At 53.6% G+C, this 17,540-nt stretch carries 17 protein-coding genes, 4 tRNA genes and 1 other RNA gene; 13 read left to right on the top strand and 9 right to left on the bottom strand.

Annotation, left to right across the window (positions count from 1 at the left end; genetic code table 11):
* The first annotated feature begins 1 nt into the window (after position 1).
* Positions 2 to 394 (top strand): YfeC-like transcriptional regulator, encoded by a 393-nt coding sequence (locus BH714_RS12320; protein WP_014171073.1) that lies wholly within the window; start codon positions 2 to 4, stop codon positions 392 to 394.
* A gap of 44 nt (positions 395 to 438) precedes the next feature.
* Here BH714_RS12320 and gltX read toward each other — a convergent pair whose 3' ends face one another.
* Positions 439 to 1,854 carry a glutamate--tRNA ligase gene (gltX, locus tag BH714_RS12325; RefSeq protein ID WP_040018086.1) on the bottom strand — a complete coding sequence of 472 codons (1,416 nt, stop codon included), beginning with the start codon at positions 1,852 to 1,854 and terminating at the stop codon, positions 439 to 441.
* A gap of 258 nt (positions 1,855 to 2,112) precedes the next feature.
* Between gltX and BH714_RS12330 the strand changes: the two genes are divergently transcribed.
* From BH714_RS12330 to BH714_RS12350, 5 genes are all read left to right on the top strand, one after another.
* Positions 2,113 to 2,188 (top strand) — tRNA-Val (locus tag BH714_RS12330).
* Between the two features lie 41 nt (positions 2,189 to 2,229).
* Positions 2,230 to 2,305: transfer RNA gene (locus BH714_RS12335), tRNA-Val, on the top strand.
* Positions 2,306 to 2,334: 29 nt separating this feature from the next.
* A tRNA-Val gene (locus tag BH714_RS12340) sits at positions 2,335 to 2,410 on the top strand.
* A 4-nt stretch (positions 2,411 to 2,414) separates the two neighbouring features.
* Positions 2,415 to 2,490, top strand: a tRNA-Lys gene (locus BH714_RS12345).
* A gap of 27 nt (positions 2,491 to 2,517) precedes the next feature.
* Positions 2,518 to 2,645: non-coding RNA, RtT sRNA (locus tag BH714_RS12350), on the top strand.
* Between the two features lie 49 nt (positions 2,646 to 2,694).
* Here the strand turns inward: BH714_RS12350 and BH714_RS12355 are convergent.
* The 3 genes from BH714_RS12355 to xapA form a co-directional block, all read right to left on the bottom strand.
* Positions 2,695 to 3,582 carry a LysR family transcriptional regulator gene (locus tag BH714_RS12355; protein ID WP_040018087.1) on the bottom strand — a complete coding sequence of 296 codons (888 nt, stop codon included), beginning with the start codon at positions 3,580 to 3,582 and terminating at the stop codon, positions 2,695 to 2,697.
* A gap of 68 nt (positions 3,583 to 3,650) precedes the next feature.
* The gene (locus BH714_RS12360) at positions 3,651 to 4,907 is read right to left on the bottom strand and encodes a nucleoside permease (protein ID WP_025203502.1); all 1,257 of its coding nucleotides are present in this window, start codon (positions 4,905 to 4,907) and stop codon (positions 3,651 to 3,653) included.
* A gap of 51 nt (positions 4,908 to 4,958) precedes the next feature.
* Positions 4,959 to 5,783, bottom strand: coding sequence for a xanthosine phosphorylase (xapA, locus tag BH714_RS12365; protein WP_020883094.1), 825 nt, complete (start codon positions 5,781 to 5,783; stop codon positions 4,959 to 4,961).
* A 207-nt stretch (positions 5,784 to 5,990) separates the two neighbouring features.
* Between xapA and BH714_RS12370 the strand changes: the two genes are divergently transcribed.
* Positions 5,991 to 6,332: a FlxA-like family protein gene (locus BH714_RS12370; protein WP_020883093.1), complete on the top strand. Its 342-nt coding sequence runs from the start codon at positions 5,991 to 5,993 to the stop codon at positions 6,330 to 6,332.
* Here the strand turns inward: BH714_RS12370 and BH714_RS12375 are convergent.
* A complete protein-coding gene (locus BH714_RS12375; RefSeq protein WP_040018089.1) occupies positions 6,329 to 7,264 on the bottom strand; it encodes a LysR family transcriptional regulator in 936 nt (311 codons plus the stop codon). The genes BH714_RS12370 and BH714_RS12375 overlap by 4 nt on opposite strands.
* Before the next feature lie 89 nt (positions 7,265 to 7,353).
* On the opposite strand from BH714_RS12375, the gene BH714_RS12380 reads away from it, so the two are divergent.
* On the top strand, positions 7,354 to 8,349 hold the full coding sequence (locus tag BH714_RS12380; protein WP_040018091.1) for a bile acid:sodium symporter family protein: 996 nt from the start codon (positions 7,354 to 7,356) through the stop codon (positions 8,347 to 8,349).
* Here the strand turns inward: BH714_RS12380 and BH714_RS12385 are convergent.
* From BH714_RS12385 to zipA, 3 genes are all read right to left on the bottom strand, one after another.
* A complete protein-coding gene (locus tag BH714_RS12385; RefSeq protein ID WP_014171082.1) occupies positions 8,346 to 8,561 on the bottom strand; it encodes a DUF3820 family protein in 216 nt (71 codons plus the stop codon). The two genes, BH714_RS12380 and BH714_RS12385, sit on opposite strands and share 4 nt — an antisense overlap.
* A gap of 1 nt (position 8,562) precedes the next feature.
* Positions 8,563 to 10,578: an NAD-dependent DNA ligase LigA gene (gene ligA, locus BH714_RS12390; RefSeq protein WP_032678654.1), complete on the bottom strand. Its 2,016-nt coding sequence runs from the start codon at positions 10,576 to 10,578 to the stop codon at positions 8,563 to 8,565.
* Positions 10,579 to 10,647: 69 nt separating this feature from the next.
* Positions 10,648 to 11,634 carry a cell division protein ZipA gene (gene zipA / locus BH714_RS12395; RefSeq protein ID WP_020883089.1) on the bottom strand — a complete coding sequence of 329 codons (987 nt, stop codon included), beginning with the start codon at positions 11,632 to 11,634 and terminating at the stop codon, positions 10,648 to 10,650.
* 230 nt (positions 11,635 to 11,864) lie between these two features.
* Between zipA and cysZ the strand changes: the two genes are divergently transcribed.
* The 5 genes from cysZ to crr all read left to right on the top strand — a co-directional run bounded on the left by cysZ (position 11,865) and on the right by crr (position 16,658).
* Entirely contained in the window at positions 11,865 to 12,626 is a 762-nt protein-coding gene (cysZ, locus tag BH714_RS12400) for a sulfate transporter CysZ (protein WP_032678655.1), read from the top strand.
* A 163-nt stretch (positions 12,627 to 12,789) separates the two neighbouring features.
* Positions 12,790 to 13,761, top strand: a complete 972-nt coding sequence (cysK, locus tag BH714_RS12405; RefSeq protein WP_020883087.1) for a cysteine synthase A — start codon at positions 12,790 to 12,792, stop codon at positions 13,759 to 13,761.
* Positions 13,762 to 14,078: 317 nt separating this feature from the next.
* On the top strand, positions 14,079 to 14,336 hold the full coding sequence (gene ptsH / locus BH714_RS12410; protein ID WP_000487600.1) for a phosphocarrier protein Hpr: 258 nt from the start codon (positions 14,079 to 14,081) through the stop codon (positions 14,334 to 14,336).
* A 44-nt stretch (positions 14,337 to 14,380) separates the two neighbouring features.
* Positions 14,381 to 16,108, top strand: a complete 1,728-nt coding sequence (gene ptsI, locus BH714_RS12415) for a phosphoenolpyruvate-protein phosphotransferase PtsI (protein WP_014171087.1) — start codon at positions 14,381 to 14,383, stop codon at positions 16,106 to 16,108.
* A 40-nt stretch (positions 16,109 to 16,148) separates the two neighbouring features.
* A complete protein-coding gene (gene crr / locus BH714_RS12420) occupies positions 16,149 to 16,658 on the top strand; it encodes a PTS glucose transporter subunit IIA (protein WP_003861316.1) in 510 nt (169 codons plus the stop codon).
* A gap of 44 nt (positions 16,659 to 16,702) precedes the next feature.
* On the opposite strand, the gene pdxK is transcribed toward crr, so the two are convergent.
* Positions 16,703 to 17,539, bottom strand: coding sequence for a pyridoxine/pyridoxal/pyridoxamine kinase (gene pdxK, locus BH714_RS12425; protein WP_014171088.1), 837 nt, complete (start codon positions 17,537 to 17,539; stop codon positions 16,703 to 16,705).
* Position 17,540: the final 1 nt, after the last annotated feature.

Genomic DNA, 17,540 nt, shown 5'->3' on the forward strand with positions numbered 1-17,540 from the left:
TATGAAAAGATTCCGTAGCAAAATGACCACCGAAGAGCTGGCAGAAAATTTGGGTGTTGCACGGCAAACGGTGAACCGCTGGATACGCCAGCAGGGATGGAAAACCGAGGGCGTCAATGGGGTGAAAGGCGGACGTGCACGGCTGATTCACATTGATGCCCGCGTGAAGGAGCACATCATGAGCCTCCCGGCTGTCCGTAACCGTCAGGCGGTGTACCATCTGGCGGAGGTGACATCATTGTACAGTGACCCCTCCTCTACTTTGCGTCCTGGGATCATCGAGACGCTGGAGAATATGACGCACCTTGAGCAGGAGCGTCTGGATGCCTTACTGAAGCGTGAAGGGATACGCGGCTTTCTTGCACGTCTCGGCATTGCTGAATTTAATGCATAAAAAAACGGCAGGTCTCCCTGCCGTTTTTCATGGTTCAGGCGTTATTACTGCTGGTTTTCGCGCTCAGTAATAAAATCCAGCGCCTTGTTAATGCGCGCTACGCTGCGTGATTTACCAATGGCATGAACGGTAACATCGAGTGCCGGAGACTGACCCGCACCGGTTACTGCCACACGCAGTGGCATACCCACTTTGCCCATACCAACTTCCAGCTCATCTGCCGTCGCCTGAATGGCATGATGCACATTCTCGGCAGTCCAGTCAGTCATCGCCGCCAGTTTGTCACGCACCAGTTCGAGTGGCTGACGCGCAACCGGACGCAGGTGCTTCTTCGCCGCGTCCGCGTCGAACTCGTCAAACTCTTCATAGAAGTAGCGGCAGCTTTCAGCGATCTCTTTCAGCGTTTTGCAACGCTCGCCGAGCAGTTTCACCAGTTCCGCCAGTTCAGGGCCAGTACGAGTATCAATATTTGCCTGCTCGATGTGCCACTGCAGGTATGTCGCCACATATTCCGGCTGCATGGTATTGATGTAGTGGTGGTTCAGCCAGAGCAGCTTATCAGTGTTAAACGCGCTCGCAGATTTACTTACCGCGCCCAGAGAGAACAGATTGATCATCTCTTCACGGCTAAAGATCTCCTGATCGCCGCTCGACCAGCCCAGACGCACCAGATAGTTCAGAAGCGCTTCCGGCAGATAGCCGTCGTCGCGATACTGCATGACGCTGACTGCACCGTGGCGTTTAGACAGTTTTTTGCCGTCGTCGCCATTGATCATGGACACGTGCGCATAGACCGGAACAGGGGCGTTCAGCGCTTTCAGGATGTTGATTTGACGTGGGGTGTTGTTGATATGGTCTTCGCCACGGATAACATGCGTGATTTCCATATCCCAGTCGTCAACCACAACGCAGAAGTTATAGGTTGGGGAACCGTCGGTGCGGCGGATGATCAGATCGTCCAGCTCCTGGTTGCTGAATTCGATCGGGCCACGGATCTGGTCGTCAAAAATTACCGAGCCGTCCTGCGGGTTAGCAAAACGCACCACGCACGGTTCATCAGCAGCATGCTCGCTATGGTCATGGCGGCAGCGGCCGTCATAACGCGGTTTTTCACCCTTCGCCATCTGATCTTCACGCAGCGCATCAAGGCGTTCTTTGGAGCAATAGCATTTATACGCTGTACCCGCGACCAGCATCTCATCAATCACGGCGTTGTAGCGGTCAAAACGTTTGGTCTGGAAATACGGGCCTTCGTCCCACTCCAGATTCAGCCAGTTCATACCATCCATAATGGCTTCAATTGCTTCCGGCGTGGAGCGCTCGAGATCGGTGTCTTCAATACGCAGTACGAACTCACCTTTGTTGTGGCGTGCAAAAAGCCAGGAATAGAGAGCGGTACGTGCACCACCGACGTGCAGATAGCCTGTCGGGCTCGGCGCGAAGCGAGTTTTGATTTTCATGAAATGGCCTTACGTTATAAAGATGCCGGCAATCGGCAAATCCTGGGAAAAAAACAATGGGCAATATTCTATCACTGTGGGGGGATTCCTCAATGTTGATCCCTTTATCGTGAGGGAGTTTGCGATTTTTGTTTAGAAATCATGCGTCATCGCCCGTTTCGCGATCGTTTTGTTTAATTTTACGACGAACGAATAAAAACTTTAGAAAATGCGTTGACTCATTTTCAACTCTCCCTATAATGCGACTCCACACAGCGGGGGTGATTAGCTCAGTTGGTAGAGCATCTCCTTTACACGGAGGGGGTCGGCGGTTCGAGCCCGTCATCACCCACCATCTACTTAAGTAGACTCGCAGTGTAGATAAGTATTGAGATTGGGCGATTAGCTCAGTTGGTAGAGCATCTCCTTTACACGGAGGGGGTCGGCGGTTCGAGCCCGTCATCGCCCACCATTCTCACCTTATCGCAGCAGTTCCGAAATGGGCGATTAGCTCAGTTGGTAGAGCATCTCCTTTACACGGAGGGGGTCGGCGGTTCGAGCCCGTCATCGCCCACCATTTCGGGTCGTTAGCTCAGTTGGTAGAGCAGTTGACTTTTAATCAATTGGTCGCAGGTTCGAATCCTGCACGACCCACCAATGTAAAAAAGCGCCCTAAAGGCGCTTTTTTGCTATCTACGGTATGGATGATTCGAACCTGCAGCAGGTCCGAGCCGAACGCAGTGAGGCAACGGAGTCGTTTACGGCGACGGCCCGAAGGGCGAGCGAAGCGAGTCATCCTGCACGACCCACCAATGTAAAAAAGCGCCCTAAAGGCGCTTTTTTGCTATCTGCGGTATAACATCACTCTTCCGTCAACGTTGCTATCAACGACTTAATCGCCGGTGTCGCCTGCTTCTCGTCATACACCACATACAAATCTGCCGGTATACGTACCTGTAATGGACGAAATACCACACCGGGCCACTGCATTTGCGCATAGCTGTCAGCAGCTAACGTAATCCCCATTCCCATGCTGATCATTGCCAGCACCGTCTGTGGTTCATCGGCTTCACGCACTATCATCGGTGAAAAACCGGCCTGCTGACACACTCGCTGTAAGAACGACCAGTCAGAATGCGCAGACGGCATAGTGACAAAGTACTCATTCTGCAGTTCGGTGAGCGCAATTGCGCTTTCCCCCACCAGCCGGTGATCCTCCGGCAGCGCAACCAGAAATGCCGCATCCCGTAAGCGGATACTGGTAAATCCTGCAGTGGGCTCGGTTGCCATTCGCCAGATCCCGACATCCAGCTCCCGACGCTCCAGCAGCGCCATTTGCATTACCGGCGACTTTTCGCGAAAGACGACATCAACGTTCGGATGCTCTTTCAAAAATGTGCGCATGACCGTGCGCACTTCGCTCCACATGGCGGTACCGACAATGCCCAGCGCAATCCGCCCCGCCTCACCCCGTCCAATTTGTTCGACCCGCGCCAGTACCTGGTTTGCGCTGGCAAGCAGTCGACGGGACTCTTCCATCAATACTTTACCCGCATGGGTCAAGGCGACGCTTCGTGAGTGGCGAATAAACAGTAAGGTACCGAGCTGACTTTCCAGCTCTTTTATATGCAGGCTCAACGGCGGCTGCGACATATTGAGACGGGCCGCAGCCCGTCCAAAATGAAGTTCCTCAGCGACGGCCAGAAAATAGCGGAGCAGCTTAAGGTCGGTTCGGTAGACGCGTTCCATCAACACATATCCTGGCGATAACACTTATGCTCCCACCTTAAAGCCTTTCACCGCCTGCCGGGAAAACTTTAATGCGCAACTGTGCACAACTCGCTGTTTTTACTGGTGTGGCGATAGTTAAAGCTGAAATAAAACACCACGGCGAGCACCAACGCATACGCCGCAAATACCAGCCAGATGGTCTGCCAGTCTTTCACCCCATCCACGGAGAAATAATCTACCGCCGCGCCGCTCAATACCGATCCGAAATAAGCACCGATACCGTTAACGGTCGTCATAAACAGCCCTTGCGCGCTGGCGCGGATATCAGCGCTTACCTCCTGTTCGACAAACACCGAACCGGAGATGTTGAAGAAGTCGAACGCGCAACCGTAGACCAGCATTGACAGCATCAACAGCCCGACGCCTGTCGCGGAAGGATCGCCATACGCAAAGAGTCCAAAACGCAGCATCCAGGCCACCATGCTCATCAGCATCACGGTTTTTATGCCAAAACGTCGGAGGAAGAAAGGAATGGTCAGGATGAACAGCACCTCTGACATCTGCGAGACGGAGAGCAAAATAGAAGGATATTTCACGATAAAGCTTTCCGCATACGCCGGATTACGCGCAAAATCATGCAGAAAGGGGCTACCGAAAGTATTGGTGATTTGCAGCACGGCGCCCAGCAGCATCGCAAACAAAAAGAACACCGCCATTCGGGGCTGTTTAAACAGGACGAACGCATTCAGGCCAAGTTTGCTTGTCAGCGACGATGAGGTTTTATTCTTCGCCACCGGAATGGCCGGTAACGTCAGTGAATAGAGCGCTAGTACCAGCGACGCGGCAGCAGCAATGTAGAGTTGAATGTTGGTTAACTCTGCACCCATCAGGCTTATGGCCCACATCGCCACAATGAAGCCTACCGTGCCATAGACCCGCACCGTTGGAAAATGGGTCACCGTGTCCAGCCCTGCCTGCTCAAGACAGGAGTAGGAAATGGTATTCGAAAGCGCAATGGTTGGCATAAAGGCCATGGCATTAACCAGCATGACCCAGAACATCAGCCCCGGTTCATTGACCTGCGCGGCATAGCAAAGCGCAACGGCACAGACGAGATGGCAAATCACATATGCACGATCTGCCCGCAGCCACTTATCGGCAATAATGCCCACCAGCGAGGGCATGACGATCGCGGCAAGCCCCTTCGAGCTGTAGACCATACCCACGTCCGAGCCGGAAAAACCCAGGGTGTTAATCATGTAAGCGCCGAGAGTAACGAGCCAGCTTCCCCAGATAAAATATTGCATAAAGGACATCATCTTTAAGCGCGTCGTGATGTTCATACCCGATTCCTTATAGCAGAGTGGCCCTCACGGGCCACGGTGTTGTTTCGCTCAGGCAAGCTGGCGCAGAAAACCGCAGATAAGATCGATGAAGTTCTGGCGAGAGAGTTCGGCGGCGGCAAGCGTTTGTTCATGCGACAGTTTTACATCGCTCAGACCTTCAGCAAGGTTGGTTATGGCCGAAACGGCGACCACCTTCAGGCCACAGTGGCGCGCCGAGATCACTTCCGGCACCACTGACATTCCCACCACATCTCCGCCGATGATCTGCATCATGCGGATCTCAGCCGCAGTTTCGAAGTTAGGGCCTGGATAAGAGACAAACACCCCCTCATGCAATGGAAAGCCCTTCTCGCTCGCCACGGTCTGCAGCAGGGCACGGCAATCTGCGTCATAAGCATTGGCCAGCGAGAAAAAACGGTCGCCAAAACGGTCATCGTTCAGCCCGACCATCGGAGTACCCGGCAGGGTGTTGATGTGGTCGCAGAGGGCAACCAGGCTTCCCGGTTCAACCTCCGGACGTAACGAACCGGCGGCATTGGTACTGAACAGCAGTTCGCAGCCCAGCAGTTTGAAGGTGCGGATTGCATCGGTCATGACGGCGATGCCGCGGCCCTCATAGAAGTGACCGCGCCCTTTCATACAGGCGACCGGAACACCGGCAAGATGCCCCAACACCAGCTCACCGGCGTGACCGTGAACGGTGCTCACCGGGAAGCCCGGCAGTTTTTCATAGCTCAGTACCACAGCGTCAACAATCTGCTCGGCGAGCGCGCCAAGACCTGAGCCGAGAATAAACGCAACCCGCGGAGTGAAATCAGGTTTAGCGGCACGAATGATGTCTGCAGAGAACCAGGGATTATTCGAGAGGGTCATAAAAGCTCCTTGAGAATTAAGATCGCGATATCACCGATCGCATGACCTTAGTCTTATATCTGGAGCCTGCGGGTTACCTCCAATACACTTTCTCTGCATCATCAATACTGATTTGGTATCAATACCTTTCCCTGCCAGATATGGCAGTTTTGCTCAAGCTAATTGCGTTGGCGCCGATACCTCTGTTTTACAGCGAGAGGAAAAAGTATGACGACCATTCAGGCTACAACCCAGCCCATTCAAACCAGCGGTGGCGGGAGTCGTTCTTCCGGCGGCAACGATATCGCTGCCCAGATCAGCCGTATCACTGACAAGATAACCAAGCTGACTCAACAGTTAAAAGAGGTTGCGAACGGTTCCGGCAGTGCGGAAGAGAAGAAGAAACAGCAGGAGCTAATCCAGGTGCAAATCAAAGTGCTGCAGGCACAGCTCGCACAGCTGCAGCGCCAGCAGGCGGAAGAAGCTCAGAAGAAACAAGAGCAAAGTCTGGTCAACGTGGAAGGCCCGAAGAACGCATCAGACAATCATCAAATAGACATCTACGTCTAACGCTCTGTTGAGTTAAACAGTGGATCGCGTATACGGGCCTCGGTTAATCGTTGCGCCTGGATACGCACCACTTCCCAGATAGCCTGCGCAGCCCCGGAGAGTGAACGGTTTTTTCGCCGTACCAGCATCAGTTTTCGCTCAATAGCAGGCGTCAGTCGCTTCACGACCAGACGGCTTCCCTGCGGCAAAGGGAGCGCCAGGGCGGGTAATACACTGATCCCTATGCCGGCCTCCACCATGGGAAAAAGCGTTGCCGGGTGTCCAATCTCCTGCACAATGGTCGCCTTAACGCCCTGCGTCACCAGCGCAGAATCAATCAGCGGACGGCTGCCCGAGGCATAATCCTGTAATACCAGGTTCGCTCCCTGCAACGCCTGCCAATGAACAGACGGCTGCGCGGCTAGCGGATCGTCGTCCCGGCAAAGCAACAGAAACGGCTCAGAAAGCACAATTTCACATTCCAGGTCACTCACCTGACCGGGATCGATAACAATACCAAAATCCACATCACCCTGACGGATGCTCTCCAGCACCCACTGCTGCGGCCTGTCATGCAAAACAAAATCGATATCCGGATAGCAATGATTACCCTCTGCAATACACTGCGGGATAAGGTGCGCGGATATCGTCTGGCTGGCCGCAACCCGCACGGTACCCGACAGCTGCTGCCCCAGTCGACCTACATCTCTGAGCGTACTGTTGAGTTCGTCCAGCAGCCGTTCAAGGCGCTGAGCGAGCTGCTGTCCGGCTTCCGTGAGCACGACTTCACGCGTGGTGCGATCAAGCAACCGGACACCCGTCTGGCTCTCCAGCTCTTTCACGCTGTGGCTTACCGCGGACTGGCTCAGGCCGATGATCTCCCCTGCCCGACTGAAGCTGCGGGCATGGGCTACGGTGACGAAGATGCGAAGCTGGCGTAAGGAATAATTCATCTGTTTAATTCATGAATGGATGCAATAAATCAATTTTATTTCTCAAACAGAAAAAAGCACAATAGCTATATCTGTTTTCAGGAGTCATTATGAAACTATTTCGTATTCTTGATCCGTTTACGCTTACTCTGGTTGTCACGGTATTACTGGCCTCCTTCTTCCCTGCGCGGGGCGGGTTCGTTCCTTTTTTTGAAGGACTGACGACCGCAGCCATCGCGCTGTTGTTCTTTATGCACGGCGCAAAGCTCTCGCGCGAAGCCATTATTGCGGGGGGGAGCCACTGGCGACTGCACCTGTGGGTGATGTGCAGCACGTTCATCCTCTTCCCTGTACTCGGCGTGCTATTCGCATGGTGGGCGCCGGTGAATGTCGACCCGGCCCTTTATACCGGCTTCCTGTATCTGTGCATTTTGCCGGCCACCGTGCAGTCCGCTATCGCGTTTACCTCTCTGGCGGGCGGTAACGTCGCAGCCGCAGTCTGTTCAGCGTCGGCATCCAGCCTGTTAGGGATTTTCGTTTCGCCGCTGCTGGTAGGTCTGCTGATGAACATGCACGGTGCGGAAGGTAACCTGGAACAGGTAGGTAAAATCTGTCTGCAGCTGCTGCTGCCGTTTGTGCTGGGTCATCTCTCTCGTCCGTGGACAGGCGAGTTTGTTGCAAAGCACAAAAAATGGATCTCAAAAACCGACCAGTCGTCGATTCTGCTGGTGGTCTATTCGGCCTTCAGTGAAGCGGTTGTGAATGGCATCTGGCATAAGGTGGGCGCAGGCTCGCTGCTGTTTATCGTGGTGGTCAGCCTTGTTCTGCTGGCGATTGTGATTGGCGTAAACGTCTTTGTGGCCCGCAAGTGCGGCTTCAACAAAGCCGATGAAATTACCATTGTCTTCTGTGGCTCGAAGAAGAGCCTGGCGAACGGCATTCCTATGGCAAACATTCTCTTCCCGACCTCAATGATAGGGATGATGGTACTGCCGCTGATGATTTTCCATCAGATCCAGCTGATGGTCTGCGCGGTGCTGGCACGTCGTTACAAACGCCAGACGGAAAAACTGGCGCAGGAAGAGACCCGCGCCGCGAAAGCTTAAGGACGTTTCAGGGGCTGAACCAACTGCGTCAGCCCCTCGGTTTTAATCAGTAACGTGATAGCCATCAGCTCACCCAGTCGTCCGGCCGGGAACCCATCTTTGCGGGCAAACCACAGCAAATAATCTTCCGGTAAATCAATCAGCCTGCGGCCCTTATATTTACCGAATGGCATCTCCGTGTTGGCGATCTCAACGAGCTGCTCTTTCTCCACGTTACTCTCCTAACAGGCGCATCATTTCCGCTTCGTCGATAACCTCAATGCCCAGCTCCTGAGCTTTAGCAAGCTTCGAACCGGCGGCTTCCCCGGCAATAACCAGGTCGGTTTTCTTCGACACGCTGCCTGCCACTTTTGCGCCCAGCGCAACCAGTCGCGCTTTAGCATCATCACGTGAAAGCTGGCTCAGGCTGCCGGTCAGCACGACCGTTTTGCCGGCAAACGGGCTGTCGATCTCGTCAGCGTTGACCACGACCGGAGCCGGCCATCTGATGCCCTCTTCCAGCAGCTTGCCGATCACCTCGCGGTTGCTCTCTTCGGCAAAGAAGTTAAAGACATGCGTCGCGACGACAATCCCCACGTCCGGGACTCTCTGCAGCTCGTCAATACTCGCTTTTTCCAGAGCTTCCAGCGTACCGAAATACGCTGCCAGCCCCGCCGCCGTGGCTTCACCCACTTCGCGAATACCGAGCGCATAAAGGAATCGGGCAAAAGTCGTCTCTTTGGCAGCATCCAGGGCATTAACCACATTCTGGGCCGACTTCGGTCCCATGCGATCAAGACCCGTGAGTTTACCCGCGGTCAGTTTAAAGAGATCTGCAGGCGTATGAACATATTCTTTCTCTACCAGCTGATCGATAATTTTGTCGCCCATTCCGTCGACGTCCATCGCCCGACGGGAAACGAAGTGCTTCAGTGACTCTTTACGTTGTGCCCCGCAGATTAAGCCACCCGTACAGCGAGCCACCGCTTCACCTTCAACGCGCTCAACGTCAGATCCGCATACCGGGCAATGCGTCGGGAACACGATGGCGCGCGTATCGTCAGGACGCTCTGACTCAACCACGTTCACCACCTGCGGGATAACATCGCCCGCGCGACGAATCACCACTTTGTCACCAATGCGCAGGCCGAGACGTTCAATTTCATCGGCGTTATGCAGCGTGGCGTTACTCACCAGCACGCCGGCAACCTGCACCGGCTCCAGACGGGCAACCGGGGTAATCGCGCCCGTACGGCCCACCTGGAACTCCACGTCACGGACAAAGGTCATCTGCTCCTGCGCCGGGAATTTAAACGCCACTGCCCAGCGTGGCGCGCGCGCCACAAAGCCTAACTGCTCCTGCAGCACAAGTGAGTTAACCTTGATAACCACGCCATCAATATCAAAACCAAGCGTCGGGCGGTCTTCTTCCACTTTGTGGTAGAACGCCAGCACGGCTTCCGGGGAGTCGCACAGCTGAACACGGTTACTCACCGGCAGGCCCCACGCTTTAAACTGCAATAAACGTCCGAGATGGGTATCCGGCAGTTCACCGCCTTCCAGAATCCCGACGCCATAGCAGAAGAAAGTAAGCGGTCGCTTCGCGGTGATACGGGGATCAAGCTGGCGCAGGGAGCCTGCCGCCGCATTACGCGGGTTAGCAAACACTTTCCCGCCGGTACGGCGCGCCTCTTCGTTGATTTTCTCGAAGCCCGCCTGCGGGAGGAATACTTCACCGCGCACTTCCAGACGGGCTGGAATATTATCCCCTTGCAGCTTCAGCGGGATCGCACGGATGGTGCGTACGTTGGTGGTGATGTCTTCACCCGTCGTACCATCACCCCGCGTCGCGGCACGCACCAGCACACCGTTTTCATAGAGAAGGCTGACCGCCAGACCATCCAGCTTCAACTCGCAGCACCAGGTCAGGGAGTCGCTGCTTTTGAGGCGATCCTGCACGCGCTTGTTAAACGCGAGGAAGCTCTCTTCATCAAAGACGTTGTCCAGAGACAACATTGGCACTTCATGACGTACCTGACTGAAAGCACCCAGCGGCTCCGCGCCCACGCGCTGCGTGGGTGAGTCGGGCGTAATCAATTCCGGGTGCTGCGCCTCTAGTTCGCGCAGCTCGCGCATCAGACGGTCATACTCCGCATCCGGCACTTCCGGCGCGTCCATAACATGATAGAGGTATTCATGATGGCGAAGCGTGGTTCGCAGTTCAGTGAGTTGTTGTTCGATTGAGTCCATATCACACCATCAATGAGAAAAAACCCCCGACATGCGGGGGTTGAGGAGGAGTCGATGTAAACGCGATGATTACGCGTTGGCTTCCTTAACTTCGCGGATGCGGTCCTGATATTCGCGCAATTTCTGCGGCGTCATCATACGACGCTGATCGTCGAGCACCACACCACCGACTTCGTCAGCAATGTGCTGTGCGGACTGCAGCATCAGCTTAAAGTTTTGCAGTTCATCACCGTAGGACGGCACCTGCATGAAGATAGTGACACCCGGCGTCACGAAATCACCGGTCATTTCCGGGTCAAAGGTGCCAGGGTTGACCATATTGGCCAGGCTAAACAGCGCCGGACCGCTACCGTCAGGACTCAGGTGACGATGGAAAATATTCATGTCGCCAAACTTGAAGCCTGCCTGTTGAATGCTGTTAAGCAGGACATCGCCATTCAGGTGGGTGCCATGATGCGCAGCCACGTTCATGATGATGACCGCTTCTTTACGCTGCGGTTTTTCAACAACCGGTTCTGGCTCAACCACGGGCTCTGGTTCAACGAGCGGGGCCGGCGCAGGCTGAGGTGCAGGCTGCACGTGAACAGGCTGCTGCGGTTGGTGTACCGGCTGTGCAGGCTGTTGTGGCGCGGGTTGCTGCACAGGCTGTTGCTGAACCGGCTGTGGCGCAGCAGGCTGCTGATGGACAGGCTGTTGCGGCGGCTGACGCACCGGCTCTTCTCCAGGCTGCGGCGCCTGCTGGCGCGGCTGTGCAGAAGCATACGGCGGTTGATACTGGTGCTGCGGAGGCTGACGAGGGGCTTCATGCTCCCCATGAGCCGCGCCGGGCGCAGTATTGACCCGATGAACACGAACTTCACCCACGCCGTCGTCGTCGCTTCCGTCGATGTCATTTTCACTGTCATCGTCATCACGACTGGACTTCATGCGCTTCAGTGGGCGATCGCGAAACATAGAGGAACGCTCTTTACGGCTGGTCCAGAAACCATGTACCAGTAAAGCGATTATGGCGATCGCGCCAACAATGATTAATATCAGACGCAAATCCTGCATCATTATATTCTCTGTTGTTCTAACACCTTGCCACCACGGCAAACATTTACTCACTAAGAGTATTTGCCGTTTACGTCAAGTGCAAGTGTGTGCAGAGCATTCACAGCATAAAGATGAACTAAATCGTGCTTTTTGCTGTTTTTTCGAACATTTCCGAACTGGTCATTGGTCCGTAAGTGGATAATATAGGCGGGCAATTCCACTGGTTGTGAAAAAAGGAGTACAGCCTGGTTATGGTTTCAACATCATCTTCTCACCCGCGCAGCGGCGTCTGGTATTTTTCTCAGGGCTGGAAACTGGTCTCACTGCCGGGGATTCGTCGCTACGTCATTCTGCCGTTGCTGATTAACATTATCCTGATGGGCGGCGCGTTCTGGTGGCTGTTCACCAGACTGGAGAGCTGGATCCCTTCGCTGATGAGCCATGTGCCGGACTGGCTGCAGTGGCTGAACTACCTGCTCTGGCCGGTTGCGGTCATCTCCGTGCTGCTGGTGTTCGGCTACTTCTTCTCGACGATTGCAAACTGGATCGCTGCGCCGTTTAACGGCCTGCTGGCAGAACAGCTGGAAGCACGTCTTACCGGTGCAACGCCGCCGGATACGGGCATGCTGGGGATCATGAAAGATATCCCACGCATCATGAAGCGCGAATGGCAGAAGTTTGCCTGGTATCTTCCCCGCGCCATTGTGCTGCTTATCCTTTATTTTGTCCCTGGCGTCGGTCAGACGGTGGCCCCGGTGCTGTGGTTCCTGTTCAGCGCCTGGATGCTGGCAATCCAGTACTGCGATTATCCGTTCGATAACCACAAGGTGCCGTTCAAAACGATGCGCAGCGCCCTGCGCACGCAAAAAGTCGCGAATATGCAATTCGGGGCGCTGACCAGTCTGTTCACCATGATCCCGGTGCTCAACCTGTTCATCATGCCGGTCGCCGTTTGCGGCGCAACGGCGATGTGGGTTGACTGCTACCGTGCTAAGCACGCGTTATGGAAGTAATGCAAAAATGTGTAAAAAGGGGGTGGCTTATGCCGCCCCTTATTCCATACTGATCCCCATTATTTCCTTGCAGTATATAGATATGCGAATTCCTTACTTCCCCCTACCTGTTCAACAGGTATGCTGGGACGGTATCCCAATTTCATACAGTTAAGGACAGGCCATGAGTAAGATTTATGAAGACAACTCGCTGACTATCGGTCATACGCCCCTGGTTCGACTGAACCGTATCGGTAATGGACGCATTCTGGCGAAGGTCGAATCACGTAACCCGAGCTTCAGCGTAAAGTGCCGTATCGGTGCAAATATGATTTGGGATGCTGAAAAACGTGGCGTGCTGAAGCCAGGCGTTGAGCTGGTTGAACCGACCAGCGGTAACACCGGTATCGCACTGGCCTATGTTGCGGCGGCGCGCGGTTATAAACTGACGCTGACCATGCCTGAAACCATGAGCATCGAACGTCGCAAACTGCTGAAAGCGCTGGGCGCGAACCTGGTGCTGACCGAAGGTGCCAAAGGCATGAAGGGTGCGATTCAGAAAGCAGAAGAGATTGTTGCCAGCGATCCGGCGAAATATCTGCTGCTGCAGCAGTTCAGCAACCCGGCGAACCCGGAAATTCACGAAAAGACCACCGGCCCGGAAATTTGGGAAGATACCGACGGTCAGGTTGATGTATTTATCTCCGGTGTAGGCACCGGCGGAACCCTGACTGGCGTGTCGCGCTATATAAAAGGCACAAAAGGTAAAAAAGACCTGATTACCGTTGCCGTGGAACCAACCGACTCACCGGTGATCACCCAGGCGCTGGCGGGCGAAGAGATCAAACCCGGCCCACATAAAATTCAGGGTATCGGTGCCGGCTTCATTCCGGGCAACCTGGATCTGAAGCTTATTGATAAAGTGGTGACCATCACCAACGAAGAAGCTATCTCTACCGCACGTCGTCTGATGGACGAGGAAGGTATTCTGGCGGGCATCTCTTCCGGTGCTGCTGTTGCGGCAGCGCTCAAACTTCAGGAAGATGAGGCCTTTACCAATAAGAATATTGTGGTTATCCTGCCTTCATCGGGTGAGCGTTACTTGAGCACCGCACTGTTTGCCGATCTGTTCACTGAAAAAGAACTGCAACAGTAATGCCAGCATGTTAATAACGCGTAAAAAAGCACCTTTTTGGGTGCTTTTTTGTGGCCTGCTTCAAAGTTTTACCCCTCCTGGCATTGATTCACCCCGTTGGGTCTGGTATTTAAACCAGCAATTATTTTGATGCGTGAAATTAATCAGTGAACGAAATAGCCTTGCTGAATCGATTTTATGATTTGGTTCAAGTCTTGCTTTCACTGCATAATGTTTAATGACGATCGAAACGTCAGCGCTAACAATACAGGCTAAAGTTAAGTCGCCAGGCTAGACTTTAGTTCCACAACACTAAACCTATAAGTTGGGGAAATACAATGTTCCAGCAAGAAGTTACCATTACCGCTCCGAACGGTCTGCACACCCGCCCTGCTGCTCAGTTTGTTAAAGAAGCGAAAGGCTTCACTTCTGAAATCACTGTGACTTCCAACGGCAAAAGCGCCAGCGCAAAAAGCCTGTTCAAACTGCAGACTCTGGGTCTGACTCAGGGTACCGTTGTCACCATCTCTGCTGAAGGTGAAGACGAGCAGAAAGCAGTTGAGCATCTGGTAAAACTGATGGCTGAGCTCGAGTAAGTTTCCGGGTTCTTTTAAATATCAGTCACAAGTAAGGTAGGGTTATGATTTCAGGCATTTTAGCATCCCCGGGTATCGCTTTCGGCAAAGCACTGCTGCTGAAAGAAGACGAGATCGTCATCGACCGGAAAAAAATTTCTGCCGACAAGGTTGATCAGGAAGTTGAACGTTTTCTGAGCGGTCGTGCCAAGGCATCTGCGCAACTGGAAGCAATCAAGACTAAAGCTGGCGAAACTTTCGGTGAAGAAAAAGAAGCCATCTTCGAAGGGCACATCATGCTGCTCGAAGATGAGGAGCTGGAGCAGGAAATCATAGCCCTGATTAAAGATAAAAGCATGACGGCAGACGCTGCTGCGCATGAAGTTATCGAAGGTCAGGCAACTGCCCTGGAAGAACTGGATGATGAATACCTGAAAGAGCGTGCGGCTGACGTACGTGACATCGGTAAGCGCCTGCTGCGCAACATCCTGGGTCTGGCCATTATCGACCTGAGCGCTATTCAGGATGAAGTCATCCTGGTTGCCGCCGATCTGACCCCGTCTGAAACCGCACAGTTGAACCTGAAAAAGGTCCTCGGTTTCATCACTGACGCGGGCGGCCGTACCTCCCACACCTCTATCATGGCGCGTTCTCTGGAACTGCCTGCCATTGTGGGTACCGGTAGCGTCACCTCTCAGGTTAAAAACGACGATTATCTGATTCTGGATGCCGTAAACAACGTGGTTTACGTCAACCCAACTAACGAAGAGATCGAAAAACTGCGCGCGGTTCAGGAGCAGGTTGCGACTGAAAAAGCGGAACTCGCTAAGCTGAAAGACCTGCCTGCCATCACTCTGGACGGTCATCAGGTTGAAGTGTGCGCAAACATCGGTACCGTACGTGACGTCGATGGCGCTGAGCGCAACGGCGCGGAAGGTGTGGGTCTCTATCGTACTGAATTCCTGTTCATGGACCGTGATGCGCTGCCAACTGAAGAAGAACAGTTTGCTGCGTACAAAGCTGTGGCTGAAGCGTGTGGCTCTCAGGCGGTTATCGTCCGTACCATGGATATCGGTGGCGACAAAGAGCTGCCGTACATGAACTTCCCGAAAGAAGAGAACCCGTTCCTGGGCTGGCGTGCGATTCGTATCGCGATGGATCGTAAAGAGATCCTGCGCGATCAGGTTCGCGCTATCCTGCGTGCGTCTGCTTTCGGTAAACTGCGCATCATGTTCCCGATGATCATCTCTGTTGAAGAAGTGCGTGCACTGAAGAAAGAGATCGAAATCTACAAACAGGAACTGCGCGACGAAGGTAAAGCATTTGACGAGTCAATTGAGATCGGCGTGATGGTGGAAACACCTGCGGCAGCGACCATTGCGCGTCATTTAGCCAAAGAAGTTGATTTCTTTAGTATCGGTACCAATGATTTAACGCAGTACACCCTGGCAGTTGACCGTGGTAATGATATGATTTCACATCTCTACCAGCCAATGTCACCGTCCGTACTGAACTTGATCAAGCAAGTTATTGATGCTTCTCATGCAGAAGGTAAATGGACTGGCATGTGTGGTGAGCTTGCAGGCGACGAACGTGCTACACTTCTGTTGCTGGGTATGGGTCTGGACGAATTCTCTATGAGCGCCATTTCCATCCCGCGCATTAAGAAGATTATCCGTAACACGAACTTCGAAGATGCGAAGGTGTTAGCAGAGCAGGCTCTTGCTCAACCGACAACGGACGAGTTAATGACGCTGGTTAACAAGTTCATTGAAGAAAAAACAATCTGCTAATCCACGAGATGCGGCCCAAATTACTGCTTAGGAGAAGATCATGGGTTTGTTCGATAAACTGAAATCTCTGGTTTCTGATGATAAGAAAGACTCCGGAACTATTGAGATTGTTGCTCCGCTCTCCGGCGAGATCGTCAACATCGAAGACGTGCCGGATGTAGTGTTTGCTGAGAAAATCGTTGGTGATGGCATTGCTATCAAACCAACTGGCAACAAAATGGTTGCTCCAGTTGACGGCACCATCGGTAAAATTTTTGAAACCAACCATGCGTTCTCTATCGAATCTGATAGCGGTATCGAACTGTTCGTTCACTTCGGTATCGACACCGTTGAACTGAAAGGCGAAGGCTTCAAACGTATCGCGGAAGAAGGCCAGCGTGTTAAAGTTGGCGACCCGGTCATTGAATTCGATCTGCCACTGCTGGAAGAAAAAGCCAAGTCTACCCTGACGCCGGTTGTTATCTCCAACATGGACGAAATCAAAGAACTGATCAAACTGTCTGGCAGCGTCACCGTGGGTGAAACCCCGGTTATCCGCATCAAGAAGTAATTCTTGCCGCACAGAAAAATGGCGCCTTCGGGCGCCATTTTTGTTTATGCGGGCAGGATAAGCTCGTCGTAGCCTTTCGACTGCGTATAAATCATCACATCTGTGACGCGGTCTCCTGCCATGCGAATCGCATCGGCAACGGTTTTGCCCTCAACGATCCCGCTCACCAGCTCTGAACAGAAGAGGTCGCCCGTGCCTTTCAGGTCCGTTTCAACACGCGGATGCGCACTGACGGTCACACCGTCTCGGGTAACCAGCACCACGTGAATATTCTCCGGATCGTCCGCCACCGGCGCACTGGTAATGGCCACCCATTTCAGCGTGTCGGAAAGTAACCCCTGCGCTGCCGCTATAGCACTTTCAGGCGTACGACACGGTTTGCCGCTTAGCACTTCCAGCTCAAAGACGTTAGGCGTGATCCCCTGCGCCAGTGGCAGCAGGTACTCCCGATACGCTTCAGGGATATCAGGTTTCACATACATCCCACTGTCAATATCGCCAATAACGGGGTCAACCAACACCAGCAGGTCAGGATGCTGCGCTTTGATCGCGGTGAGCCACTGCGCCAGGCATTTTATCTGGCTGGCGCTGCCCATGTAGCCCGTGGTAACGGCTTTAAGCTCGCGCAGGATCTCGCGCTCTTCCAGCGCCTTAAGATACCCGCTGAACCATTCATCGGGGATCACGCCGCCGTAAAAGGTATCGTAGTGCGGCGTGTTGCTGAACAGCACGGTCGGCACGGCGGTGACGGTCAGCCGGTGGGTACGAATATTCGGCACCGCAATGCTGTTCCCCACGCTGCCGTAAACCACCTGCGACTGTACCGCGACAATATCGGTTTGCTGCGCCCGGGTGTTATCCCGGAATAAAATCATCTCCATG

It is taken from the genome of Enterobacter ludwigii, assembly GCF_001750725.1.
GTDB classification, from domain to species: Bacteria; Pseudomonadota; Gammaproteobacteria; order Enterobacterales; family Enterobacteriaceae; genus Enterobacter; species Enterobacter ludwigii.

Bases quoted from the DNA above. Each gene is read 5' to 3' on its own strand.
- BH714_RS12320 (WP_014171073.1), top strand. From the start codon at position 2: ATGAAAAGATTCCGTAGCAAAATGACCACCGAAGAGCTGGCAGAAAAT.
- ptsI (WP_014171087.1), top strand. From the start codon at position 14,381: ATGATTTCAGGCATTTTAGCATCCCCGGGTATCGCTTTCGGCAAAGCA.
- cysZ (WP_032678655.1), top strand. From the start codon at position 11,865: ATGGTTTCAACATCATCTTCTCACCCGCGCAGCGGCGTCTGGTATTTT.
- crr (WP_003861316.1), top strand. From the start codon at position 16,149: ATGGGTTTGTTCGATAAACTGAAATCTCTGGTTTCTGATGATAAGAAA.
- BH714_RS12355 (WP_040018087.1), bottom strand. From the start codon at position 3,582: ATGGAACGCGTCTACCGAACCGACCTTAAGCTGCTCCGCTATTTTCTG.
- zipA (WP_020883089.1), bottom strand. From the start codon at position 11,634: ATGATGCAGGATTTGCGTCTGATATTAATCATTGTTGGCGCGATCGCC.
- BH714_RS12370 (WP_020883093.1), top strand. From the start codon at position 5,991: ATGACGACCATTCAGGCTACAACCCAGCCCATTCAAACCAGCGGTGGC.
- BH714_RS12380 (WP_040018091.1), top strand. From the start codon at position 7,354: ATGAAACTATTTCGTATTCTTGATCCGTTTACGCTTACTCTGGTTGTC.
- gltX (WP_040018086.1), bottom strand. From the start codon at position 1,854: ATGAAAATCAAAACTCGCTTCGCGCCGAGCCCGACAGGCTATCTGCAC.
- ptsH (WP_000487600.1), top strand. From the start codon at position 14,079: ATGTTCCAGCAAGAAGTTACCATTACCGCTCCGAACGGTCTGCACACC.
- BH714_RS12375 (WP_040018089.1), bottom strand. From the start codon at position 7,264: ATGAATTATTCCTTACGCCAGCTTCGCATCTTCGTCACCGTAGCCCAT.
- xapA (WP_020883094.1), bottom strand. From the start codon at position 5,783: ATGACCCTCTCGAATAATCCCTGGTTCTCTGCAGACATCATTCGTGCC.
- BH714_RS12360 (WP_025203502.1), bottom strand. From the start codon at position 4,907: ATGAACATCACGACGCGCTTAAAGATGATGTCCTTTATGCAATATTTT.
- cysK (WP_020883087.1), top strand. From the start codon at position 12,790: ATGAGTAAGATTTATGAAGACAACTCGCTGACTATCGGTCATACGCCC.
- ligA (WP_032678654.1), bottom strand. From the start codon at position 10,578: ATGGACTCAATCGAACAACAACTCACTGAACTGCGAACCACGCTTCGC.
- pdxK (WP_014171088.1), bottom strand. From the start codon at position 17,539: ATGGAGATGATTTTATTCCGGGATAACACCCGGGCGCAGCAAACCGAT.